At 58.9% G+C, this 19,319-nt stretch carries 17 protein-coding genes; 11 read left to right on the top strand and 6 right to left on the bottom strand.

The annotated features are described in order from the left end of the window. Nucleotides 1-83: 83 nt before the first annotated feature. The gene (locus tag H7B67_RS12335; RefSeq protein WP_185120127.1) at nt 84-1,187 is read right to left on the bottom strand and encodes a bifunctional 3-deoxy-7-phosphoheptulonate synthase/chorismate mutase; all 1,104 of its coding nucleotides are present in this window, start codon (nt 1,185-1,187) and stop codon (nt 84-86) included. Nucleotides 1,188-1,685: 498 nt separating this feature from the next. On the opposite strand from H7B67_RS12335, the gene H7B67_RS12330 reads away from it, so the two are divergent. The 6 genes from H7B67_RS12330 (at nt 1,686) to H7B67_RS12305 (ending at nt 6,244) form a co-directional block, all read left to right on the top strand. Then, complete coding sequence (locus H7B67_RS12330) at nt 1,686-2,258, top strand: hypothetical protein (RefSeq protein WP_185120126.1); 573 nt, start codon at nt 1,686-1,688, stop codon at nt 2,256-2,258. 24 nt (nt 2,259-2,282) lie between these two features. Beyond that, a complete protein-coding gene (locus tag H7B67_RS12325) occupies nt 2,283-2,993 on the top strand; it encodes a hypothetical protein (RefSeq protein ID WP_185120125.1) in 711 nt (236 codons plus the stop codon). Between the two features lie 12 nt (nt 2,994-3,005). Continuing rightward, complete coding sequence (locus H7B67_RS12320) at nt 3,006-3,164, top strand: hypothetical protein (protein ID WP_185120124.1); 159 nt, start codon at nt 3,006-3,008, stop codon at nt 3,162-3,164. 36 nt (nt 3,165-3,200) lie between these two features. Next, nucleotides 3,201-3,413, top strand: a complete 213-nt coding sequence (locus H7B67_RS12315; RefSeq protein ID WP_185120123.1) for a hypothetical protein — start codon at nt 3,201-3,203, stop codon at nt 3,411-3,413. A gap of 107 nt (nt 3,414-3,520) precedes the next feature. Further along, on the top strand, nt 3,521-5,851 hold the full coding sequence (locus H7B67_RS12310; RefSeq protein WP_185120122.1) for an ATP-dependent helicase: 2,331 nt from the start codon (nt 3,521-3,523) through the stop codon (nt 5,849-5,851). A 108-nt stretch (nt 5,852-5,959) separates the two neighbouring features. Continuing rightward, nucleotides 5,960-6,244 (top strand): late competence development ComFB family protein, encoded by a 285-nt coding sequence (locus H7B67_RS12305; protein WP_185120121.1) that lies wholly within the window; start codon nt 5,960-5,962, stop codon nt 6,242-6,244. 22 nt (nt 6,245-6,266) lie between these two features. On the opposite strand, the gene udk is transcribed toward H7B67_RS12305, so the two are convergent. The 3 genes from udk to H7B67_RS12290 all read right to left on the bottom strand — a co-directional run bounded on the left by udk (nt 6,267) and on the right by H7B67_RS12290 (nt 9,027). After that, on the bottom strand, nt 6,267-6,890 hold the full coding sequence (udk, locus tag H7B67_RS12300; RefSeq protein ID WP_185120120.1) for a uridine kinase: 624 nt from the start codon (nt 6,888-6,890) through the stop codon (nt 6,267-6,269). A gap of 362 nt (nt 6,891-7,252) precedes the next feature. Next, nucleotides 7,253-8,539 (bottom strand): glycoside hydrolase family 27 protein, encoded by a 1,287-nt coding sequence (locus tag H7B67_RS12295; protein ID WP_185120119.1) that lies wholly within the window; start codon nt 8,537-8,539, stop codon nt 7,253-7,255. Between the two features lie 137 nt (nt 8,540-8,676). Then, nucleotides 8,677-9,027 (bottom strand): DoxX family protein, encoded by a 351-nt coding sequence (locus H7B67_RS12290; RefSeq protein WP_185120118.1) that lies wholly within the window; start codon nt 9,025-9,027, stop codon nt 8,677-8,679. Nucleotides 9,028-9,183: 156 nt separating this feature from the next. On the opposite strand from H7B67_RS12290, the gene H7B67_RS12285 reads away from it, so the two are divergent. After that, nucleotides 9,184-9,546: a winged helix-turn-helix transcriptional regulator gene (locus H7B67_RS12285; RefSeq protein ID WP_185120117.1), complete on the top strand. Its 363-nt coding sequence runs from the start codon at nt 9,184-9,186 to the stop codon at nt 9,544-9,546. On the opposite strand, the gene H7B67_RS12280 is transcribed toward H7B67_RS12285, so the two are convergent. Further along, nucleotides 9,543-10,439 carry a helix-turn-helix transcriptional regulator gene (locus tag H7B67_RS12280; protein WP_185120116.1) on the bottom strand — a complete coding sequence of 299 codons (897 nt, stop codon included), beginning with the start codon at nt 10,437-10,439 and terminating at the stop codon, nt 9,543-9,545. The genes H7B67_RS12285 and H7B67_RS12280 overlap by 4 nt on opposite strands. 180 nt (nt 10,440-10,619) lie before the next feature. Between H7B67_RS12280 and H7B67_RS12275 the strand changes: the two genes are divergently transcribed. From H7B67_RS12275 to H7B67_RS12265, 3 genes are all read left to right on the top strand, one after another. After that, the gene (locus H7B67_RS12275) at nt 10,620-11,852 is read left to right on the top strand and encodes an allantoate amidohydrolase (RefSeq protein WP_185120308.1); all 1,233 of its coding nucleotides are present in this window, start codon (nt 10,620-10,622) and stop codon (nt 11,850-11,852) included. 114 nt (nt 11,853-11,966) lie between these two features. Next, a complete protein-coding gene (locus H7B67_RS12270) occupies nt 11,967-12,323 on the top strand; it encodes a DUF1304 domain-containing protein (RefSeq protein ID WP_185120115.1) in 357 nt (118 codons plus the stop codon). 139 nt (nt 12,324-12,462) lie between these two features. Then, nucleotides 12,463-13,254: a stalk domain-containing protein gene (locus H7B67_RS12265; RefSeq protein ID WP_185120114.1), complete on the top strand. Its 792-nt coding sequence runs from the start codon at nt 12,463-12,465 to the stop codon at nt 13,252-13,254. Between the two features lie 68 nt (nt 13,255-13,322). Here the strand turns inward: H7B67_RS12265 and H7B67_RS12260 are convergent, their stop codons facing one another. Next, nucleotides 13,323-14,540, bottom strand: coding sequence for a LysM peptidoglycan-binding domain-containing protein (locus H7B67_RS12260; RefSeq protein WP_185120113.1), 1,218 nt, complete (start codon nt 14,538-14,540; stop codon nt 13,323-13,325). 220 nt (nt 14,541-14,760) lie between these two features. Between H7B67_RS12260 and H7B67_RS12255 the strand changes: the two genes are divergently transcribed. Beyond that, entirely contained in the window at nt 14,761-18,903 is a 4,143-nt protein-coding gene (locus tag H7B67_RS12255) for an S-layer homology domain-containing protein (protein WP_185120112.1), read from the top strand. Nucleotides 18,904-19,319: the final 416 nt, after the last annotated feature.

Raw genomic sequence — 19,319 nt, 5'->3', positions numbered from 1 at the left:
GCGCCGGCGGCGCTGCCTTTTTAGCTGGAAATGCAGGTAGTCAGACTACGCACATGGGTCATACGCGCAAATCCAAATCTCTTTTAAGCCAGCACCCCGTCCTTGAGCAGGCCGGAGGAGCGAACGTCCGCCATGAAGCGTTCGAACTGCGGGATGTCGAGCTGCTGTGCGGCGTCGGAGAGGGCGACGGCCGGGTTCGGATGCACCTCGACCATGATGCCGTCGGCGCCGGCGGCGAGCGCGGCCTTGGCGCATGGCGCCATGATGTCCTTGCGGCCGGTGGAGTGGGTGACGTCCACGAGCACCGGCAGGTGGCTCTCCTGCTTCAGGATCGGCACCGCGGAGATGTCGAGCGTGTTGCGCGTTGCTTTCTCATAGGTGCGGATGCCTCGCTCGATGAGCATGACCTGGGAGTTTCCGCCGGCAAGGATGTACTCCGCGGCGTTCAGGAATTCGTCGATCGTCGCGGCCAGGCCGCGTTTGAGCAGAATCGGCGTCTTCACGCCGCCGGCCGCCTTCAGCAGCTCGAAGTTCTGCATATTGCGCGCGCCGATCTGGATGACGTCGATGTATTCGGCCGCCAGCTCGACGTGGGCCGGATCGACGATCTCGCTGATCGTCTTCAAGCCGAATTCGGCGGCAACTTCCTTCAGGATGCGAAGCCCCTCGATGCCGAGACCTTGGAAGTCGTACGGCGAGGTGCGGGGCTTGAACGCGCCGCCGCGCATGACCGTAACGCCGGCCGCCTTAAGGGCGGCCGCGGCCGCGCGGGTCTGCTCGTAGCTTTCGACGGAGCAAGGGCCGGCGATCATGACCGGCCGCCCGCCTCCGATGACGGTGGAGCCCAGTTGGATCGTCGTGTCCTCCTTGCGAACCCGCCGGCTGACGAGAAGCTCCTTCTTGCGTTCCTGAACCTGCAGGTCCAGCGACGCCTGAAAAATCTGCTTGAACAGATGACGGATCGTCTTATCGTCGAAAGGCCCCGGATTGGCGGCGACGAGCTCCGTCAGCATCTCCTGCTCCCGAACCGGGTCGAACTCCGGTCCTCCTTGCTTCTCCTTGATCCGGCCGATCTCCCGGACGGTCTCCGCCCTTCGCGACAGCAGCTCCAGCAATTGCCGGTTGATGCCGTTCAGCTCGCTCCTCAGCGACTCCAAGCTCGATGGTTGCTTCTCCTCGTTGTTCATCTTCTCACGCGCTCCTTTTTTTTCACCGTTAATAGAAAATAAAAAAGACTCCCCGCCGCAAGGGACGAGGAGTCGTGGTACCACCCTTATTAGAGCGACGCATGCCCGGCCCGGGCGAAACGCCGCTCTCGCTTGAACCCTTAACGCGGGGAACGGATTTCTCTACGCAGTTGCCCGTGCATGCGGACACCCTTCAAAAAATCGGCTCCGGAGCGAACTTCGGCGAATCGGTTCGTTCGGCTGCTCTCAGTCGGTCGGCGCGCCGTCCCTGTCAGGAACCGTAGTTCGCTTACTCTCTCCATCATGGCCTTGGCTAATTCGGTTATTCCGTATTCTATGCCGAAGAGCCGAACCTCGCAAGAGCACGGACTGCCGCTTGTACGCAGCGTTTCATCGGCGCTTTGTCGCGATAAAAGAAATAATTCGGAACATCGTTTCCATATTGAGGTATAATTGGATGAAGAGATATCTTGCGAGTGAGTTAAAGGAGGAGCACGCATGAAAATAAGGGACTTGGCGTTCGTGCTGATCCGGCTGCTGGCGTTGTATATAATCGTTCAGGGAATCGGGCAGCTCGGGAATCTGTTCCAGCTTCTGTACTTTAACGAAATATCGGGCGACGCGGCGTCGACTTCGATCGAGCTTTTTGTCGCGGTGTTCGTCGCATGCGCCGTCGTCTACTTCCTGGTGGGCTGGCTGCTCTGGAGCCGCAGCGGAAGGCTGGTTCGTTTTCTCGTCGGCGGGGACGCGTTTCGCTCGGAAGCTTCGCAGGAGACTTCCGTCCCATTGCGCGAATGGTATTCGCTCGGGCTCACGCTCGTCGGCATCGTGCTCGTCGCGCAGAACGTCCCGGGCCTGGTCGGCTACATCATGCAGCTCATCCAGTACGCGACCAGCGAGCTTCCGTCCGCGTTCGCGGCCGCTCGCCAACAGACGTGGATTGCTCTTGCGACGGTAGTATTGAAGCTTGCGATCGCTTTCGTTCTGATTTTCCGGGCGGACGGCATCGCGGGGCTGATTCGCAAAATCAGGGAGCTCGGCGTCAAGGACGAACGGCAGACGGAGCTGTAAGATCGAGAGGAGAAGCAACGAACCATGAGAAAGCGCTGGATAGCCCTCGGCCTGCTTGCCCTTGCGGCGGCGGGCGTGGGCTTTTATTTCAATGGGGAACTGGCTAAGGAGAAGGAAGCGTCCAGTCCGACGGCCGTGGAGGCGATCGAGCGGGTTCGGGACGATTACCTGGATTACGTCGTTCACGAGGAAGCGGTCGACGGGGGCAAGGTCGTCTTTTATCTTCATTATCACGATAACGGCTTCGTCCTTCAGGCCGATTATGCGAAGAAGACCCGATACGGGTGGAAATACGTATTCGGCGGAGGCTTCGGGGGCTCGGGGATGGAACGTCAAGAGGGAGCGCAGCCCATGCCGGAGGATCCTGACCGTGCCAAAGAGAGCTATTTGAATTTATTGCATATGTACATCCCCAGCACCGTAGGAACCGAATTCGGCCGTACTCCTTTTCCGATGTACATGGGGGCGATCCTGGATCCGGAGGTAACGAGCGTGGTCGTGACGAGCGTGGAGGACGGCTTGGAGAAGCAGGCGAAGATCGTAACGGTCGACGATTATTTTCGGATCTACTTCGTCTTCCTGGACGAGTCGCAAGGCTTGAAGCTGAAGGTAACGACCTATGACGGCGATGGACGCAAGCTTCAGGAGGTCGAGCGGGACGAGAGCGCTTCGCATGGCTTCGAGTCGGGAACGCAGGCGAGCGCCAGCCCGGCGTCGGTACCGAGTTCAACGTGAGGGAGGATCTTCATGGGGGTTATCGCGTTTATCGGATTTATTTTGGCCGTTATTGTTTTGTTCGGAATCGAAATCAACACCCGCAAGCTGTTAGTTGCACAAGAGCAAACCTTGGCCGTTCAGGAAGAGATCCTGGAGATCCTGAAGAGGCGGGACGGGGAAATTGAATGAGTCTGGCGATCAAGTCGTCGCAGAGGAGGATATTTAGTGGGAATCGTTCTTGGTATTATCGCGTTTGTCCTCTCCATTCTTCTGTTGGAATACATTATCCGGACCGCGATCAATTCGTCGAGAATGGCCAAGAAGCTCGACGAAGTCGTTTGGGAGCTGCAGCAGCTTAGGAAGGAGCTGAAGGCCAGGGACGAACGGGACCATCCGGAGAAGCCCGATACCGGACGAGTAATCGACGCCGAGGTCTAAGCGGGGAGTTTCATCCATTGCTTCGCGGACGGTTTATCTTTATCATTAAGCTTTACGTGCCTATTCGCTGGGCATCGAGATCGGAACGGATTGGAAGGATTGCGGCAATGCAGGGCAACGAGTTTCTATCGCGGAAAAAGGCAGAGCTGGGCGTGGAGCTGAACGAGGTGCAGAAGAGGGCGGTCCTTCATACGGAGGGCGCTTTGCTGCTGCTCGCTTCGCCGGGCTCGGGCAAAACGACGACGCTCATCATGAGGATCGGCTACCTCGTCGAGGAGAAGGGAGTAAGGCCGGAGCGGATCAAGGCGGTCACGTTCAGCCGGGCTTCCGCCCGGGACATGAAGGATCGGTTCAACAAGTTTTTCCCCGAGTTCGCGGGGGAGCGCGTCGCCTTCTCGACGATCCATAGCCTGGCTTTCGAGATGATGAGAGACTCCCTTCGCAAGCAGCGGATCGACTATCAGATCATCGAAGGGGACGCCGCCGAGCTGGAGGAGGAGATCGACTTCGAGGGCGAGCGGCCGCCGCTGCACAAGAAGCTTATTCTTCGGGAGCTGTACCGCCGCGTGGCGGGCGACAACATGACCGACGACCAGATGGACGAGCTGACGACCTATATCAGCTTCGTGAAGAATAAGCTTCTTCCGCGGGAAGAGTGGGGCTCCGTGAAGTGCGACGTGAAGGACGCGGAGCGGTTGCTGGCCGAATACGAGCGATTTAAGCGCGGCGGGGCGGACAAGCTGCTCGTCGACTACGACGACATGCTCGTTCTCGCGAACGAAGCGCTGGAGAACGACCGCGAGCTGCTGCGCAAGTACCAGCGCCGCTACGACTACGTCATGACCGACGAGAGCCAGGATACGTCGCTCGTCCAGCATGCGATCGTAGAGAAGCTGGTGCGCGCGCACGGCAATCTGTGCGTCGTAGCCGACGACGACCAGAGCATCTACACCTGGCGGGCGGCGGAGCCTCAGTACCTGCTCGACTTTAAGAAAGTGTACCCGCGCGCGAAGCTCCTCAAGATGGAGCAGAACTACCGCTCCTCGCGCAATATCGTCCAGGTGGCGAACCGCTTCATCAAGCGCAACAAGAACCGCTACGACAAAAACATGTTCACGGACAATCCCGAGGACGAGCCGATCGTCGTTCACCGGCTCGGCGATTATCAGCTCCAGGCGAAGTTCGTGGCGGAGCGGGTAGCCGAGGAGGAGAACCTGCGGGAGATCGCGGTGCTGTACCGGAACAACTCGTCCTCCATCACCCTGATGAACGCGTTCGACCGTGCGGGGATCCCCTTCTACATGAAGGATGGGGACAACCGGTTCTTTTCCCACTGGGTCGTGGAGGACGTCCTGAATTTCATGCGGATGACGTTCACGGACCGAAGGCCGGACCTCCTGGAGAAAATCCACACCAAGATGAACGGCTACATCACGAAGCAGCAGATGGCGGCGCTGAAGGCGGTGACGAACCCGGATTCGGTGTTCGATAACCTGATGAACTATGTCGCCCTCCGCGATTATCAGTTCAAGCTTCTGCAGGAGTGCAAAGAGACGTTCGAGCGGATGAAGGGGATGGCCCCGCGCGATGCCATCCAGACGATACGCTACGATCTTGGCTATGAGAAAGCCATTGACAAGATGTGCGAGAGGCTCGGCTTCCGCAAGGAGTATCTGATCGGCATCTTGAATACGCTGGAGGATATCTCGGAAGGGCTGGAGTCGATGGAGTCGTTCGCCCGTCGGCTGAAGTATCTCGAGCAGGTCATGAAGACGTCCAGGCGGCGCAAAAACGAGAACGCGGTGACGTTCTCGACGCTGCACAGCGCCAAGGGGCTCGAGTTCGAACGGGTGCTGATCGTCGACCTGGTGGACGGCATTCTGCCATCCAACGACGATATCAAGAAGTACGAGAACGAGGATGTCGCGGACATGGAAGAAGCGGTGCGTTTGTTCTATGTCGGGATGACGCGGGCGAAGAAGCGGCTGGAGCTGCTCGCCTATGAGCGTAGGGACGGAGCGAAGGCTAAGGTTTCCCGGTTCGTGAACGCCGTGCGGCGCATTCAGAATCCGGAGGAGTTCACGGGAATCGGGATCGGCGGAAAAGGCGCAGGCGGAGCTGGCGGGGCGAGGGAGTACGGCGGGGCTGGCGCGGCCGGGCGGCCGCTTGGCGCCAAGAGGTCCGCCGTCAAGGCGACCGTCGTCCGCATCGACAACCCGGGCGCGAAGGCGGCGGCCGCCCGCAACCCGAACGCCGTCCGCGAGGCGGAGCTGCTGAAGGCGGGAAGCTCGGTCGAGCACCGCGCCTTCGGCCGCGGCCGCATAGTCCGGATGCGCGGCGACCAGGCGGACATCCGCTTCGAGTCGGGCGAGAAGACGCTGTCCGTCGCGACGTGCATCGAGATGGGGTTGCTGGAGCTAAGAGGGGGAAGGCCTTGAACCCATGGTTCCTCGGTTGCATAGGAATAGCCCATTCGGCCTGCTTCGCTCGGCGTGCGCGTATGGTATTCTATTGTATATCCGCTTGGAAAATAGAAGGAGACGCGCATGCAGCTAACCGGCGAGACTCAAATATTAAATGCGATGGAACCGATCGTACATAGCATCTTCGAGGAGCACGTTCTGCCGAATCGGGCCTTGAAGTGCGATTGCGACAAATGCAAGCTCGACATTATCGTGCTCACTTTGAACCACGTGAAGCCTCATTATACGTCCACGCAAGTCGGGGAAGCGTATATCAAAGCGCTCTACATGAACACTCAGATGATCTCGGACGTCATCCAGGAGCTGGCGCGATCGGTTCTGGTCGTGGAACAGAAACCGAACCATTGAGCGTTTTGGGCGAGTTCGCCGCCTACAACGGCTTCCCGGTCAAATACTTCTCGGTCAGAACCGACAGCAGTTGGACGCCGACCTCATTGTGCCCGCCCTCGGGAATGATGAGGTCGGCGTATTTTTTGGACGGTTCGATGAAGGCGTCGTGCATCGGCTTCACCGTCGTCAGGTACTGGGCGTAAACGGACTGGACCGTGCGACCCCTCTCCTCGACGTCGCGAATGACGCGGCGCAGGATGCGAACGTCCGGGTCGGTGTCGACGAACACCTTGATGTCGAGCATCTCCCGGAGATTCTCGTCGGAGAGGACATGCAGCCCTTCGATGATGACGATGTTGTTCGGCTCGAGCGTGACCGTCTCCGCGGCGGAGCGGGCATGAACCGAGAAATCGTAGATCGGGGCGAACGCCGGACGGCCTTCCTTGAGCAGCTTCAAGTCTTCGATCAGCAGCTCGTTATCGAAGGCGAAAGGGTGGTCGTAATTGAGCTCGGCCTTCTCTTCCAGGGTCAGCTCGGGATAATCCTTATAATAGTTGTCCTGAGAGATGAAGGTTACCTTGTCGTTCCCCAGTCTCTCGATGACGGAGCGGGCGACGGACGTTTTGCCGGAGCCTGTCCCGCCGGCGATTCCGATGATGAGCATGTGTCGTTTTCTCCTCCAATAGTTATGCAGCCGAAATCATAATTTCAGTAGTATAGCATAGTTGGAGGAGGGGATAAACAGCGGAATCCGGCGATTTGGATGGCTCTTCGGCGCGGAGAATGACCAGTTGATGCATTAAGCTTGAAAAATCATGTATATTTTCGCGGGCGCGGAAAACGAAGAAGATTAAACATGAAAAACCATGTTTAATCTCCTGGGGATTGCCGAACCTTGAGGATTAAGCATGAAATATCATGTTTAATCGCTTGAGAATCGCCGAATGCGAGAATTAAGCATGAAAATTCAAGTTTATTCGATTCGGAATGTTCTTCAAATTTAAAACGGTTCTATGCGCACTGGTCTCAACTAAGCTTAAACAGCTTGGCTCCGTGGGGAGGGATCGAGGCGGCAAGCGTGCCGCCCGGCTCGACCGTGCCCCAAGCCTCGCCGCTCCACAGCTCGGTCGCGGACGCGCTGCCGCCGAGCGCCAGCTCGGAGCCGCTCACGGACACCTCGAGCTCCGTCTCGCCGGTGTTGAACAGCGCGACGTAGGCAGCGCCGCCCTGCACCGAGGTCGTCCAGACGACGCGGTCGCCTTCCCGGAAGACGAGCCTCGCGCCGTCCGAGTCCCGATGCATCGCGAGCACCTCGCGATTGGTGAGCAGCGATAACGTCCAGTCGTCGTTATCCCGCAGCTCCCCGCCGAACATGAGCGGCGAGCGGAACAAGCTCCACAGCGTCATCATCGTCCGCTGCTCGTCCCGCGTGAAGCGGGTCCAGCGGTCGGCGCCTCCTCCGTCGACGGAGCGGATGCCGATATGCCCGAGCGGCAGCATGTCGCAATCCGGCCAGTTGCCCGGCCTTGCGCGGCCCTGCCAGCTCTCGCACCGATCGAACATGTCGAGCAGCAGCTCCCACCGGTCCCAGAAGTCGTCCGTCATCCGCCACATGTTGGCAAGTCCGGCCAGCTCCTCGGCATAATGGACCGGAGCGGGGCCGGGCGACAAGCTCAATACCATCGGCCGGCCGCAGCGGTCGATCGCCTTGCGGATCAGCCCGATCTCCGGCAGATGGGTGTCGTACAGGCGGGACGCGGCGATGTCGTCCACCTTCACGAAGTCGACGCCCCATTCGGCGTACAGCTCGAACAGGGAGTCGTAGTACGCCTGCGCGCCTTCCGCGGACGCGTCGACGCCGTACATGTCCGTGTTCCACGGGCAGATCGAGTTCGGGTGCGCGATGTCGCGGGCGGTCGCCGTCGTTCCCTTGATCGCGGTTGCGGCATGGGCGGCTTGTCTCGGAATGCCGCGCATGATGTGGATGCCGAACTTCAAACCCAGGCCGTGCACGTAGTCGGCAAGAGGCTTGAAGCCGGCTCCCCCGGCGGCCGAAGGGAAACGATTGACGGCGGGCAGCAAACGAGAGTATTCGTCCATCTCCAGCGGGACGAACTTGCGGTATTGGGACGAGACGGCGCCGGGTTCGTACCATTGGATGTCGACGACGACGTATTCCCAGCCGTAATCCTTCAGGCGCTCGGCCATGTATTCGGCATTGCCTCTGATTTCGGCTTCGGTGACGGCGGCTCCGTAGCAGTCCCAGCTGTTCCAGCCGAGAGGAGGCGTCGGGGCGGCGAGGCGGTGGTCCATAAAGGCGATCTCTCCTTATTCGGGAATGATAGGATTGGAGAAAATTGCGATGTCTCACCTATCATAATTCCTGCCTCATTTGCGCTTCCACCGTAAAATCGTTCGACCTATAGCACAAAATTGCTTTTTTCCCCCCGTTAAATCCGACCGAAAGCAACGATCAAAGCCAAAGCCAAGAACACGATGTTGATGCCGATGTCCTTATATTCTCGGCGAGATACATGAAACAAAGCTCCGAGCAGCACGACGGCGGCCAACGCGAATGCGGCTATCGGCGTCAATGCGGGAGCGATTCCCGACGCAAGCGGCGCGATCACCCCGACCGCCCCCAAGAGCTCGGCTAACCCGATGGCAACGACAAGCCCCTTCGGAATCTCGCGCGCCCACGGCCAGGAAGCTTTTGCTTTCTCGACCTGCACCTTCATCCATCCGGAGTATACGAACCCTAAGGCCAATAACCCTTGCGCGATCCATAATGCGATATTCATGCGACTGCTTCCTCCTTGATTTCTCTTCAATCGATTGTCTTGCCCGGCCGATAGGTGCATAATAATCGATAGACAAATTTCTCGGAAGTAGACACTTTAACTAAACATAGTCACTAAAAAGAAACCTAGGAAAATTAAACGATCGGAGCGAGGCTCATGGCCAATTATTGCAAGTTCGAAAAGGCGCTGGAGATCTTCATGGGAAAGTGGAAGCCGGTCATTCTGCTGCGTCTGTTCGCCAACGGAACGATGAGGTTCAGCGAGCTGCAGAAGGCGATTCCGGACATTACGAAAAAAATGCTGACGCAGCAATTAAGAGAGTTGGAGTATCACGACATCGTGCATCGCGAGGTGTACCGGGAGGTTCCCCCGAAGGTCGAGTATTCGATTACGCCTTACGGCAAGGGGATGGCGAACGTCCTGCAGGCGCTCAACGATTGGGGAGAGTCCCATATCGTCCACCTGGACGAGCTTTACGGGGAAGATCGTTCGGAGGGAACCGAGCGGCGGCTCCCTTAATCGAAGAACAAGCGGCGATAATGCAGCCCGTTGCTGCCGGAGGCGCGGAACGAGCCGGGCGTCTGTCCGGTCAGCCTGCGGAAAATCTTGATATAATAGCTGCCGGTCGAATAGCCGACGCTCCGGGCGATCCTCTCCAGCGGCCAGTCGGTCGCCTGCAGCAGTTCCATCGATTTCTCGATCCGCACGCGCATCAGATAGTCGTTCGGCGTCATTCCGGCGTAACGGGCGAACGTGCGCAGGAAGTGGTATTTGGACACGCCGAGCCGCTTCGCCAGCTGTTCCTGATCCGTCATGTCGGCATAATGGCCGTTGATGAAGGAGACCGCCTGAGCCACGCTTTCCGGCCACTCCGATCGCTCGGAGAGAGGCGAAGCGGCATATCGCCCCAGAGCCATGGCGAATTGATAGACGGAAGAGGAAGCGGAGTAGGGACCGTCGATCCGCCCGGCTTGCGCATCCACGACCAGCTGCCGAAGCAAGCGGATCGGCTCGCTGTCCGGCGGCAGGGAAGCCACCTCCCCGAGCTTCGCCTTCGCCTCCTCCCAAACGGGCAGGATAAGCCGGGGATTCATCAGGATGAAATAGAATTCCCAATGCTCCCGATCCTCCGGAAGGTAGTAGCGGTGACGGCCGGGGATCTCGACCAGCAGCGCCTGTCCTTCTTCGATCCGGCGCGAGCGGTCTTCGATCACGGCAGCCCCGCCGCCGGAGACCGTGTATTGGAATAGCAGCAGGGGGCCGTCCGTTCTCTCCATTCCGTCCCAGCTATAGGAGGAGCTCTCTTCCCGTTCATGGCCGACGGCGAACAAGCCGCATAGCGGCAGCTCCGCCGATTCCCCGAACCGGAAGCCGTACGTTCCCAAGCCTCGTCTCTCCTCCGTATGTTCCATGCCGCTCGACCGCTCCTTTTCCCCGAACATTCTCTTCCTACCATGTTAAGTCCTCCGCCGCTCGGGCGCCAGCGTAAAAAAACGAACGGGCTCGTTATACATTTTGTCAATTGAAAGCTCGGGCGGTTCCGGTACTATTACAAGTATGTGAGAGAATCTGACGTTGTTGGGATAGGAGTGATCGGGATGCCGAAGCTGTTCGTGAACGGGGCCAGGTTGAAGGAGACGATCGAGACTTTCGCGGATTACGGGAGAACGCCGAACAACGGGGTGACGCGGCTCAGCCTGTCGGCGGAGGACGTCGGGGCCAGGAATTATTTCCGCTCGTGCTGCGAGGAGCTCGGGTTGACGGTTACGGTGGACGACATGGGCAACATGTACGGAACGCTCGCGGGCGAGCTTGGCGATCGGCCTCCGGTCGTGATCGGCTCCCATCTGGATTCGGTGAAGAAGGGCGGGCGCTTCGACGGGGCGCTGGGCGTGCTGTCGGGGCTCGAGGTGATCCGGACGCTGGTCGACCGCGGGGTGAAGCCGAAGGTTCCGGTGACGGTCATGAACTTCACGAACGAGGAGGGGGCGCGGTTCGAGCCTTCCATGATGGCGTCGGGCGTGCTGTCCGGCAAGTTCGATAAGGCGACTATGTTAGCGAAAAAGGACGCGGACGGAATTGCGTTCGGCGAGGCGCTGGCGGCAAGCGGCTTCGAGGGGGACGAAGCGAACCGGCTGCGGGAAGCGACGGCGTACCTGGAGCTGCATATCGAGCAAGGACCCGTTTTGGAGAAGGAAGAGATAACGATCGGAGTCGTCGACTGCGTGGTCGGAATGGTCTGCTACGAGATCGAGGTGAGCGGGGAGTCCAACCATGCCGGCACGACGCCGATGGGCATGCGCAAGGATGCTCTGTTCGCGGCGACGGAGCTGATCGCGCTGTTCCGGGAGAAGCTGGGCTCTTTGGACGACGAGCTCGTTTACACGATGGGGCGCCTCAACGTGTGGCCCAACATTCATACTGTTATCCCGAACAAGGTCGTGTTCACGCTCGAAGCGCGGCACAAGGACGAAGGCGTCATCGCCCAGGTGACGGACATCATCCACGGATTGCCTGAGGAACAGAGCGGCTGCTCCGTGAAGCGGACGAAGCTGTGGGGGCGCGACACGGTCTGGTTCGACCAGGCGGTCGTCGGGGCGATCGAAGCGTCGGCGGCGGATTACGGGTATTCGAGCAAGCGCATGGCCAGCGGAGCCGGGCACGACGCCCAGTTCGTCGCGAGTTATCTTCCTTCGGCGATGATTTTTGTGCCGAGCGTGAACGGGCAAAGCCATTGCGAGGAGGAGTTCACTCCGTACGAAGACTGCGAGAAGGGCGCGAACGTGCTGCTGGGCGCGGTGCTGGGGATTTTGGAGCGGGCTTGAGCGAAGGAACGGGATACGTGTACGTTGCACTTTTTCCATTGATTGGTCGGATTGTCCCGCTTATAATGGGCAGACGGGATTGTTATCCATATCTGACCATAAGGAGCGTCGGCGATGCTGGCAACGATACTGACGGGCTTGATAGCGCTCGAGCATATTTACATTCTGGTTCTGGAGATGTTCCTTTGGACGACGCCTAGGGCAAGGCGCTCGTTCGGGACGACGGAGCAGCTGGCTCAGGCGACCAAGTCGCTTGCGGCCAATCAAGGGTTGTATAACGGTTTTCTGGCGGCGGGCCTTGTCTGGGGGATCGTTCATCCGGTTGCCGCGACGGGGAGGTCGATCGAGATCTTCTTCCTCGCGTGCGTCCTGATCGCGGGTTTGTACGGAGGAGCGACGGCGAAGCGCTCGATCTGGCTCGTCCAGGCGCTGCCGGCGTTGATCGCGCTGCTAGTCGTTCTGTTTAGCTGAGCCGGGCAAAGACTCGTTCCCTGCGGGGGGCGAGTTTTTTTTGTTGGGGAAGTGTTACAAGAAACATATTTCTGGATAAAAGAGTCTATGGAATAGTGAAACATAAAAAAGTTCTAATTGGCGATCGGAGGGTATTCTTGTGAAGAAAATCGTTTTGTTTTGCGCTATTTTGGCCATGACTCTCGGGTTCTCGGGCTATACGCCCCAGACGAGCGCGGCAACGGCGGAGAAAGTGCCGGTACATTTGAAAATCGGGAAGTTCTATATTCTTTATACGCAGTACGGCGCTCCTTTCTCCGATTCCCAGAACAGGCTGCTCATTCCTCTGCGAACGATCGAAGGGTTGATGGGGGGCAAGGTGAATTACGTCAATCGAACGAAGACGGCGACCGTCGATTGGCTGGATCATCGGTTCGAGCTGACGATCGGCTCCAGTCGGGCCACGATCGACGGGGAGGCCGTTACCATGGACACCGTGCCCGTCCTGAGGAATGGGGCGATGTTCCTGCCGATCCGCTTGTTCCTGAAGCCGACGGGAATCGAATACGCATGGGACCAGGACAATCAGTTGCTTCGCATCACCGATAAACGCGTTCTGGTCGGGGAGCCTTTCGCTTTGTTCGACGGCGCGGATGGCAACGCGAACGGCAAAGACGATCATATTCTCATCGATTCGTATGAACTCGTTCGTTCCAAAACCGGGCTAATGGTAACCCTCCACGCCAAGAATCTGTCGGATGCCGCGATTCCGGAGGGGGCGGCGGACATTAATCCGCTCGCGTTCTTCAGCGACGGCTCCTTCTCGGTAGACTCCTATTCCCGTCCTTCCAGCCCGACGTTCGTCGAGATCCCCAAGAACGGTTCAGTCACTCTGACGCGAGCTTATACCAATAATCTGGAGTATCTGATTTCGGTCGCGCGGCATTCGTAAGCCGCCGATCCATCATTCGAACAAGAGGGCGGCCCATGGCGGGCCACCCTCTTTTGCTATGCTCTGGGTTAGGCGTTGGCGGAAGCAGCGGTGCTAGTGCTGTCGCTAGAGCTACCGGAACTGCCGGAGCTCGAGGAGCTGCCGGCAGACTTGCCGCCGTGACCGCGTCCGCCGAAGCCGCCTTTGCCCGCGAATTCGCCGTTTACGAGCTTGGTCGCGGTGTCGGGGAGCGCTGAGGCTTGCGTGTCGTACTGCTCTTGCGTGATCTTGCCGTCGCTAAGCTTCTCGGCAAGCTTCTCTTTCAGCGATTCCGTCACGGAAGCGATGACGGTATCCACGCTGACGTTCTGAGCCGCCGCGATGGCGGCGAGGGAGTCTCCGGCTTGCAGCTTCGTCTTCAGCTCGTCGGCGGTGAGGCCGAGCAGCGCGGCGAGCTCGTCGGACGCGAGATTCGCTCCGCCAAAGCCTTGGCCTCCGCCCAGTCCGCCGCCGAAGCCGCCTTTGCCCGCGAATTCGCCGTTGACGAGCTTGGTCGCGGTGTCGGAGAGCGCTGCGGCCTGCGTGTCGTACTGCTCCTGCGTGATCTTGCCGTCGCTAAGCTTCTCGGCGAGCTTCTCCTTCAGCGATTCCGTCACGGAAGCGATGACGGTATCCACGCTGACGTTCTGAGCCGCCGCGATAGTGGCGAGGGAGTCGCCGGCTTGCAGCTTCGTCTTCAGCTCGTCTGCCGTGAGACCGAGCAGCGCGGCGAGCTCGTCGGACGCGAGATTCGCTCCGCCGAAGCCTCTGCCGCCGCCCGGCCCGCCGCCGCGTCCGCCTTTGCCCGCGAACTCGCCGTTGACGAGCTTGGTCGCGGTGTCGGAGAGCGTTGCGGCCTGCGTGTCGTACTGCTCTTGCGTGATCTTGCCGTCGCTAAGCTTCTCGGCGAGCTTCTCCTTCAGCGATTCCGTCACGGAAGCGATGACGGTATCCACGCTGACGTTCTGAGCCGCCGCGATAGTGGCGAGGGAGTCGCCGGCTTGCAGCTTCGCCTTCAGCTCGTCGGCGGTGAGGCCGAGCAGCGTAGCGAGCTCGTCCGAGGCCAAGAGAGCGGCTTGTCCGCCTTTGAAATGACCGAACCCGGGCTTCTCCGCGCTCTGGGTTTGGGTCTGCGTTGCGGAGGTATTCGAACCGGAGGCGGCGAAAGCGTCGGTGCCGAGCAGCGTACCGCCGCCAATCGTCAGGGCAAGGGCCATGGCGCTTACGGCGGCTAGTTTCGTTTTGAGCTTTTTGTTCGGATTCATCATTCGTGCTTCACCTCGAGGATTTATTTGCCTTGCTTTAGCATTCTCCCCTCCGCGACTTATCGGGAGATGAAGCGGAGCTTAAAGGGAGCTAAATTTCGGGGGAGATGCCCCATTCGGAAGCTTCACCAATCGATTACATTAAACCGGATTCTATTTTACATAGGCCATCTATAATCTCTTTTATCGACAGCAGTGCAACTATGAGAGGATGTGCCTTCCCTTGAGAACCAGCCGGACAAGCCTTGCCCGAATCGTCGTCGGATCGATGGCGGTTTTATTAGCCGTTCCCTTTGCCGCTCCGATGCCCGCGAAACAGGTCGCGTTCGCAGCTTCATCGGGAACCATCGACAATGGCGTGATGATGATGGAGGACTTCGAGTCCGGCGATGCCGGAGTCGTCAAACTAAATCCCAAACGGGTCGTTTCGGCCGGAGCGTCGATCGAGACCGATCCCCAGCACGTAAGGAACGGCGCCTACTCGTTAAGAATCGACTACGACATGATCGACGTCGTCGATAATCCGTCGCAATTGGAGCTGGCGCCCGCATCCGGCAGCATCGCCGTTCAAGGCAAACCGATCAAAGTCGGCATGTGGGTATACGGCAGCAACGATGGACACCTTCTGACAACGAAGTTCCGCGATAGCGGCGGATCCTCATTCACTCCGGAGTACTACTCGGACGCGTCCGTCGGCGTGAACTGGACAGGCTGGAAGTACATCGAGGTCGACGTTCCGCAGAACAAGATCGAGGGAAGCAATCTGGAGCTTCTCTTCCAATTAAAGCAATCGGACATGTCCAAGAAGAACAAAGGCTCCATCTGGATCGACGACGTACAGCTGATCTACGAAGACATGGGAGAGGATCGGGAGGTTCCCGTCATCGAGGCCGTCTCGCCTGCGCCGAACGCGGTACTCCCGAGCGACCTTGCAAGCTTCGAGGTTCGGATTCGGGACGTGCAGCCGGGCACGGACAAGATGTCCGGTATCGACCCGAGCTCGATATCGTTGATCGTGGACGGGCAGGATTTGACCTCCCGGATGACTTACGCGGAAGAAACGCAGCTCTTGAGTCTGCCGGCGGAGCTCATTACGGGCGGTTATCACGAGGTCGTCGTGGCCGCCAAGGATAAAGCGGGCAATCCGGCCCGGCTTAGCTACTCCTTCACGGAAGACGCCGGCGAACGTCTTGTCATGTGGGCTCCCGCGGAAGCGGTAAGCAACGAACTGTACGAAGTCACGGTATCCCTGGCCGGAGACCGGACGAGCTCTTCCACCAATATCGCCCTACAGTATGATGCCGGCACGCTGACGGTCGAGCAGATCGTTCCCCTGAACGGGACGACGGCCGAACTGACGTCGGATGCGGGCGGAGTGCTTCAGTTCGATGTCGGCGGCATCCAGTCCGCGGGCGGGCTGGCGACGGTGCAATTCCGCGTCAGCCCCGACGCCGTGCTCAACCGCGGGGAGAGCTTCAAGCTCGTGAAGATGAGCGCGGGCACGCTCGCTTCGGAATCCCATACCTTCTCTTCGCTGGCGCAGCCGATCCGCTACACGATCGCTTTCCCTTATTTGATGACGGTCGAGGGCGTAGGCATGAATACGACGACGACCTTCAAGGTGACGACGCATGACGGGGCTCCTTATGCGGGAGCGGACGTCTTCCTTCGCGGCTTGCTGGAGCAAATGGCCGTCGTTGCGGTCAACTCGGAGACGCCGGTTTACGAGGACGATGACGTTTCGGAACCCGTTCTGGCCACGCTTCCCGCGGGTACTCGCGTCTATGGGACACCGGAAGCGGACGACGGCTGGTACGAAGTGCTGCTGGCCGACGGCGTGACGACCGGGTACGTGGCGGAGGCGAACGTGGATGCCGCTTCTATCTTCCCGTTAAACCAATCCTTGGGCCAGACGGACGAGAACGGCGAATTGAAGACGAACCTGACGACGCTGGCTCTGGGATCTTACAAGGCCCAAGCGGTCGTCGGCAACAAGAATAGCGCAGCCCTTGGCTTCGAGGTCGTCGAGCCCTACGGCAATAAGAATCCGGAATACGTTCAGACTTACGTGACGGAGGACTTATCCTCCCAGTTGAGCGTGGGCTGGACGACAAGCCCGTCGGCGGCAACGAATTATATTCAATACGCGAAAGCGGAGGATTGGGGGACGGACGCAACGGATCCGGATGCTTCGAAGGTAACGACGGTCGAAGCGGACAGCGTCGGCCAAGTGCTCAGCGAGCTGGAAAACGGGACGAAGGGCGAGATTCGATTCCATACGGCGCTGATCAGCGGGCTTAGCGAGTCGACCGCCTATAAGTATCGGGTAGGCGCCGAAGGCGCGTGGAGCGAATGGTACGATTATTCGACCGCGGATGCGAAGACGTCCACTCCGGTGTCGTTCGTGTTCGTCACGGATTCCCACGTGAAAGCCGATAACGGCAAGATGACCTACCAAGCGTTGGTTCAGAATGCTCTGGATACGTACCCGGACACCCAATTCCTCATGCATGGCGGCGACGCGGTGGATGCGGGCGGGGCGTTCGCGGAATGGAAGCGATTCTGGGAGGCTTCCTCCAGCTACACGACTTCCCTTCCGTCGGCGACGACGCTCGGCAACCACGACGTCAAGGCGGAGGGCAAGGAAGTCTATGCCAAGGGAGCGATCCTGCCGGACAACGGGCCGGAGTCGTATAAGGAATATGCGTATTCTTACGATCTGGACGATACCCACTTCGTCGTCTTGAATTCCGAGGGAACGAAGGAGCAAATGGCTTTGCAGGCGGAATGGCTGCGCCAAGACCTGGACCGCAACGAGAAAAAGTGGACCATCGCGATGTTCCACCGTCCCGTCTACCATACGGAAGCCGGCCGCGGCGATCTAGCGGAGGACGTTAAGGTTTATTTTGCCGATATCCTCGAGAGCCGCAAGGTCGATCTAGTCCTGGTCGGACATGACCACGTGTATGCGAGAACGTATCCGATGGCGGGAGGCGCGGTCGCTTCGGACGGCGCAGGCACCGTCTACCTGGACGGCGGCTCTTCCGGCTGGAAGTTCTACGAAGGCCAGAAGTACGATTACCTGGAGTTCATGTACGATGACGACGTACCGGTCTATTCTCATATCGAAATAGCGGACGACAAGATTAAAGTAGAAGCGAGAACGCTGACGGGCGAGCTCGTCGATGAGTTCGACATTGCCAAGAAGGATTCCCCGGGGGGCGAGACTCCGACCCAACCTGGTAATCCCGATACTCCAGGCACGCCTAATACTCCTAGCGCACCAGGCAGCTCGACCGGCGCCGAAGAAACGGACGGGACGGTGCATGAGCTGACGGAGAAGGAGCTGCAAGCGGTCCAATCGAACGGCGATTTGACGGTGAAGGTGTCCGGACCGACTCGACAATTGAAGATCGGAGCCGGCCTTCTGGCCAAGCTGGCTTCGTATCAGGTCGATTCCCTTATCATCCAAGGCGACGGTCAGCCCGCAATCCGAATCGACGCAACGCAATTGAGCTTGCCTGCCGACGGATCGGATCTCGTCCTGGCGTGGAAGCGGGAGGACTTCGCGAATTCCGGCGCCTTGAATCAGGCAGCGCCCGCTCCGAACGCGGAAGCGTCGAGCCGACTAGCCTTTACCGTATCCTCGAACGGCAAGGCATTCGCGTATTCCTTGGATTGGAACGGTTTGTCCCTTACGCCTTACACGAATTTGTACCGGGTAACCGAGAACGGAAGCCTGGAGCTGGCAGCCTTCAGTATCGTCAATCAAAAGAAAGCGGCTAGCTTGTCCTCGGGCTCGACTTACGTCGCGGTCGAAGTGAAGCACGGCTATAACGATCTCCCAGCTTCCCATTGGGGATACCCGTATGTTCAAATGCTGTCCGGGATCGGAGTTATTCATGGAACCGGCGACCGAATGGCGAGCCCGGAGAAGAAAGTGACCCGAGCGGAGTTCACGACGATGATCGCCAGAGCTCTCGGGCTGCGGCCTTCGGGCGCCGCGGCTTTCGCGGACGTGAATCCGAATGCCTGGTATAGCGAAGCCGTCAAGGCAGCAGCAGCGAACGGCATCGTGACGGGCGATAGCGACGGCCGATTCAATCCGAACGCGGGGATCTCGAGGCAAGAGATGGCCGTTATGATTCTGCGAGCTTTGGAGTATCGCCATGTAACGATATCTAAGGATAGCGAAGGAACAAGCTTCGGCGATCGGGCCGACATCGCGGCTTGGGCGCTGGACGCGGCCCAAACCTTGAAACGGCTCGGCATGGCGGAGGGCGATGCGGCAGGAAACTTTAATCCGCTCTCCCCGGCTAGCCGCGCCGAAACCGCCAAGGTGATTTCGATGCTCCTGTTCCAGTAACAGGATTGCCCGGAATCCTTGCAGGTTGGACGAAAAGCAGACGTTGGCGTCTGCTTTTCGTCTTTTTGCTTTGTTGTTGGCGAGCGGCTATTGCCGATGCGGGCTAACGGACGACAGGAGAGACGCTTACGGTCGAAATAAGAGCGAATTCTAATTTTAACGGACCTACAAGACGCTTAAACTCAATAATCTTGCTTGGAAGGGCGATTTTTAAAGAATAAGGGTTTCTCTTGGTCCGTTAGGATTTATTAGGGCGTAAATAGGCGCAGTAAGAGGTTCTTATGTCCGTTAAACATCTAAGGCAGGGGGAGGCAGAGGGAGGCTGGCTATCTTCGGAACCAGTAGTTCCCCGAACTACTCTGTGTGCTGAGATAAGAAAAAGCCCGCCTGTCTCCAGGCGAGCCTCTCCAGCTTGC

The organism is Cohnella thailandensis (assembly GCF_014212135.1).
GTDB classification, from domain to species: Bacteria; Bacillota; Bacilli; order Paenibacillales; family Paenibacillaceae; genus Cohnella; species Cohnella thailandensis.
This window is presented reverse-complemented; position numbering and strand designations above follow the sequence as displayed.

Coding starts and splice junctions, on each gene's coding strand:
- H7B67_RS12270 (WP_185120115.1), top strand. CDS start 11,967: ATGCTGGCAACGATACTGACGGGCTTGATAGCGCTCGAGCATATTTAC.
- H7B67_RS12290 (WP_185120118.1), bottom strand. CDS start 9,027: ATGAATATCGCATTATGGATCGCGCAAGGGTTATTGGCCTTAGGGTTC.
- H7B67_RS12325 (WP_185120125.1), top strand. CDS start 2,283: ATGAGAAAGCGCTGGATAGCCCTCGGCCTGCTTGCCCTTGCGGCGGCG.
- H7B67_RS12260 (WP_185120113.1), bottom strand. CDS start 14,540: ATGATGAATCCGAACAAAAAGCTCAAAACGAAACTAGCCGCCGTAAGC.
- H7B67_RS12305 (WP_185120121.1), top strand. CDS start 5,960: ATGCAGCTAACCGGCGAGACTCAAATATTAAATGCGATGGAACCGATC.
- H7B67_RS12295 (WP_185120119.1), bottom strand. CDS start 8,539: ATGGACCACCGCCTCGCCGCCCCGACGCCTCCTCTCGGCTGGAACAGC.
- udk (WP_185120120.1), bottom strand. CDS start 6,890: ATGCTCATCATCGGAATCGCCGGCGGGACAGGCTCCGGCAAAACGTCC.
- H7B67_RS12285 (WP_185120117.1), top strand. CDS start 9,184: ATGGCCAATTATTGCAAGTTCGAAAAGGCGCTGGAGATCTTCATGGGA.
- H7B67_RS12280 (WP_185120116.1), bottom strand. CDS start 10,439: ATGGAACATACGGAGGAGAGACGAGGCTTGGGAACGTACGGCTTCCGG.
- H7B67_RS12330 (WP_185120126.1), top strand. CDS start 1,686: ATGAAAATAAGGGACTTGGCGTTCGTGCTGATCCGGCTGCTGGCGTTG.
- H7B67_RS12320 (WP_185120124.1), top strand. CDS start 3,006: ATGGGGGTTATCGCGTTTATCGGATTTATTTTGGCCGTTATTGTTTTG.
- H7B67_RS12310 (WP_185120122.1), top strand. CDS start 3,521: ATGCAGGGCAACGAGTTTCTATCGCGGAAAAAGGCAGAGCTGGGCGTG.
- H7B67_RS12335 (WP_185120127.1), bottom strand. CDS start 1,187: ATGAACAACGAGGAGAAGCAACCATCGAGCTTGGAGTCGCTGAGGAGC.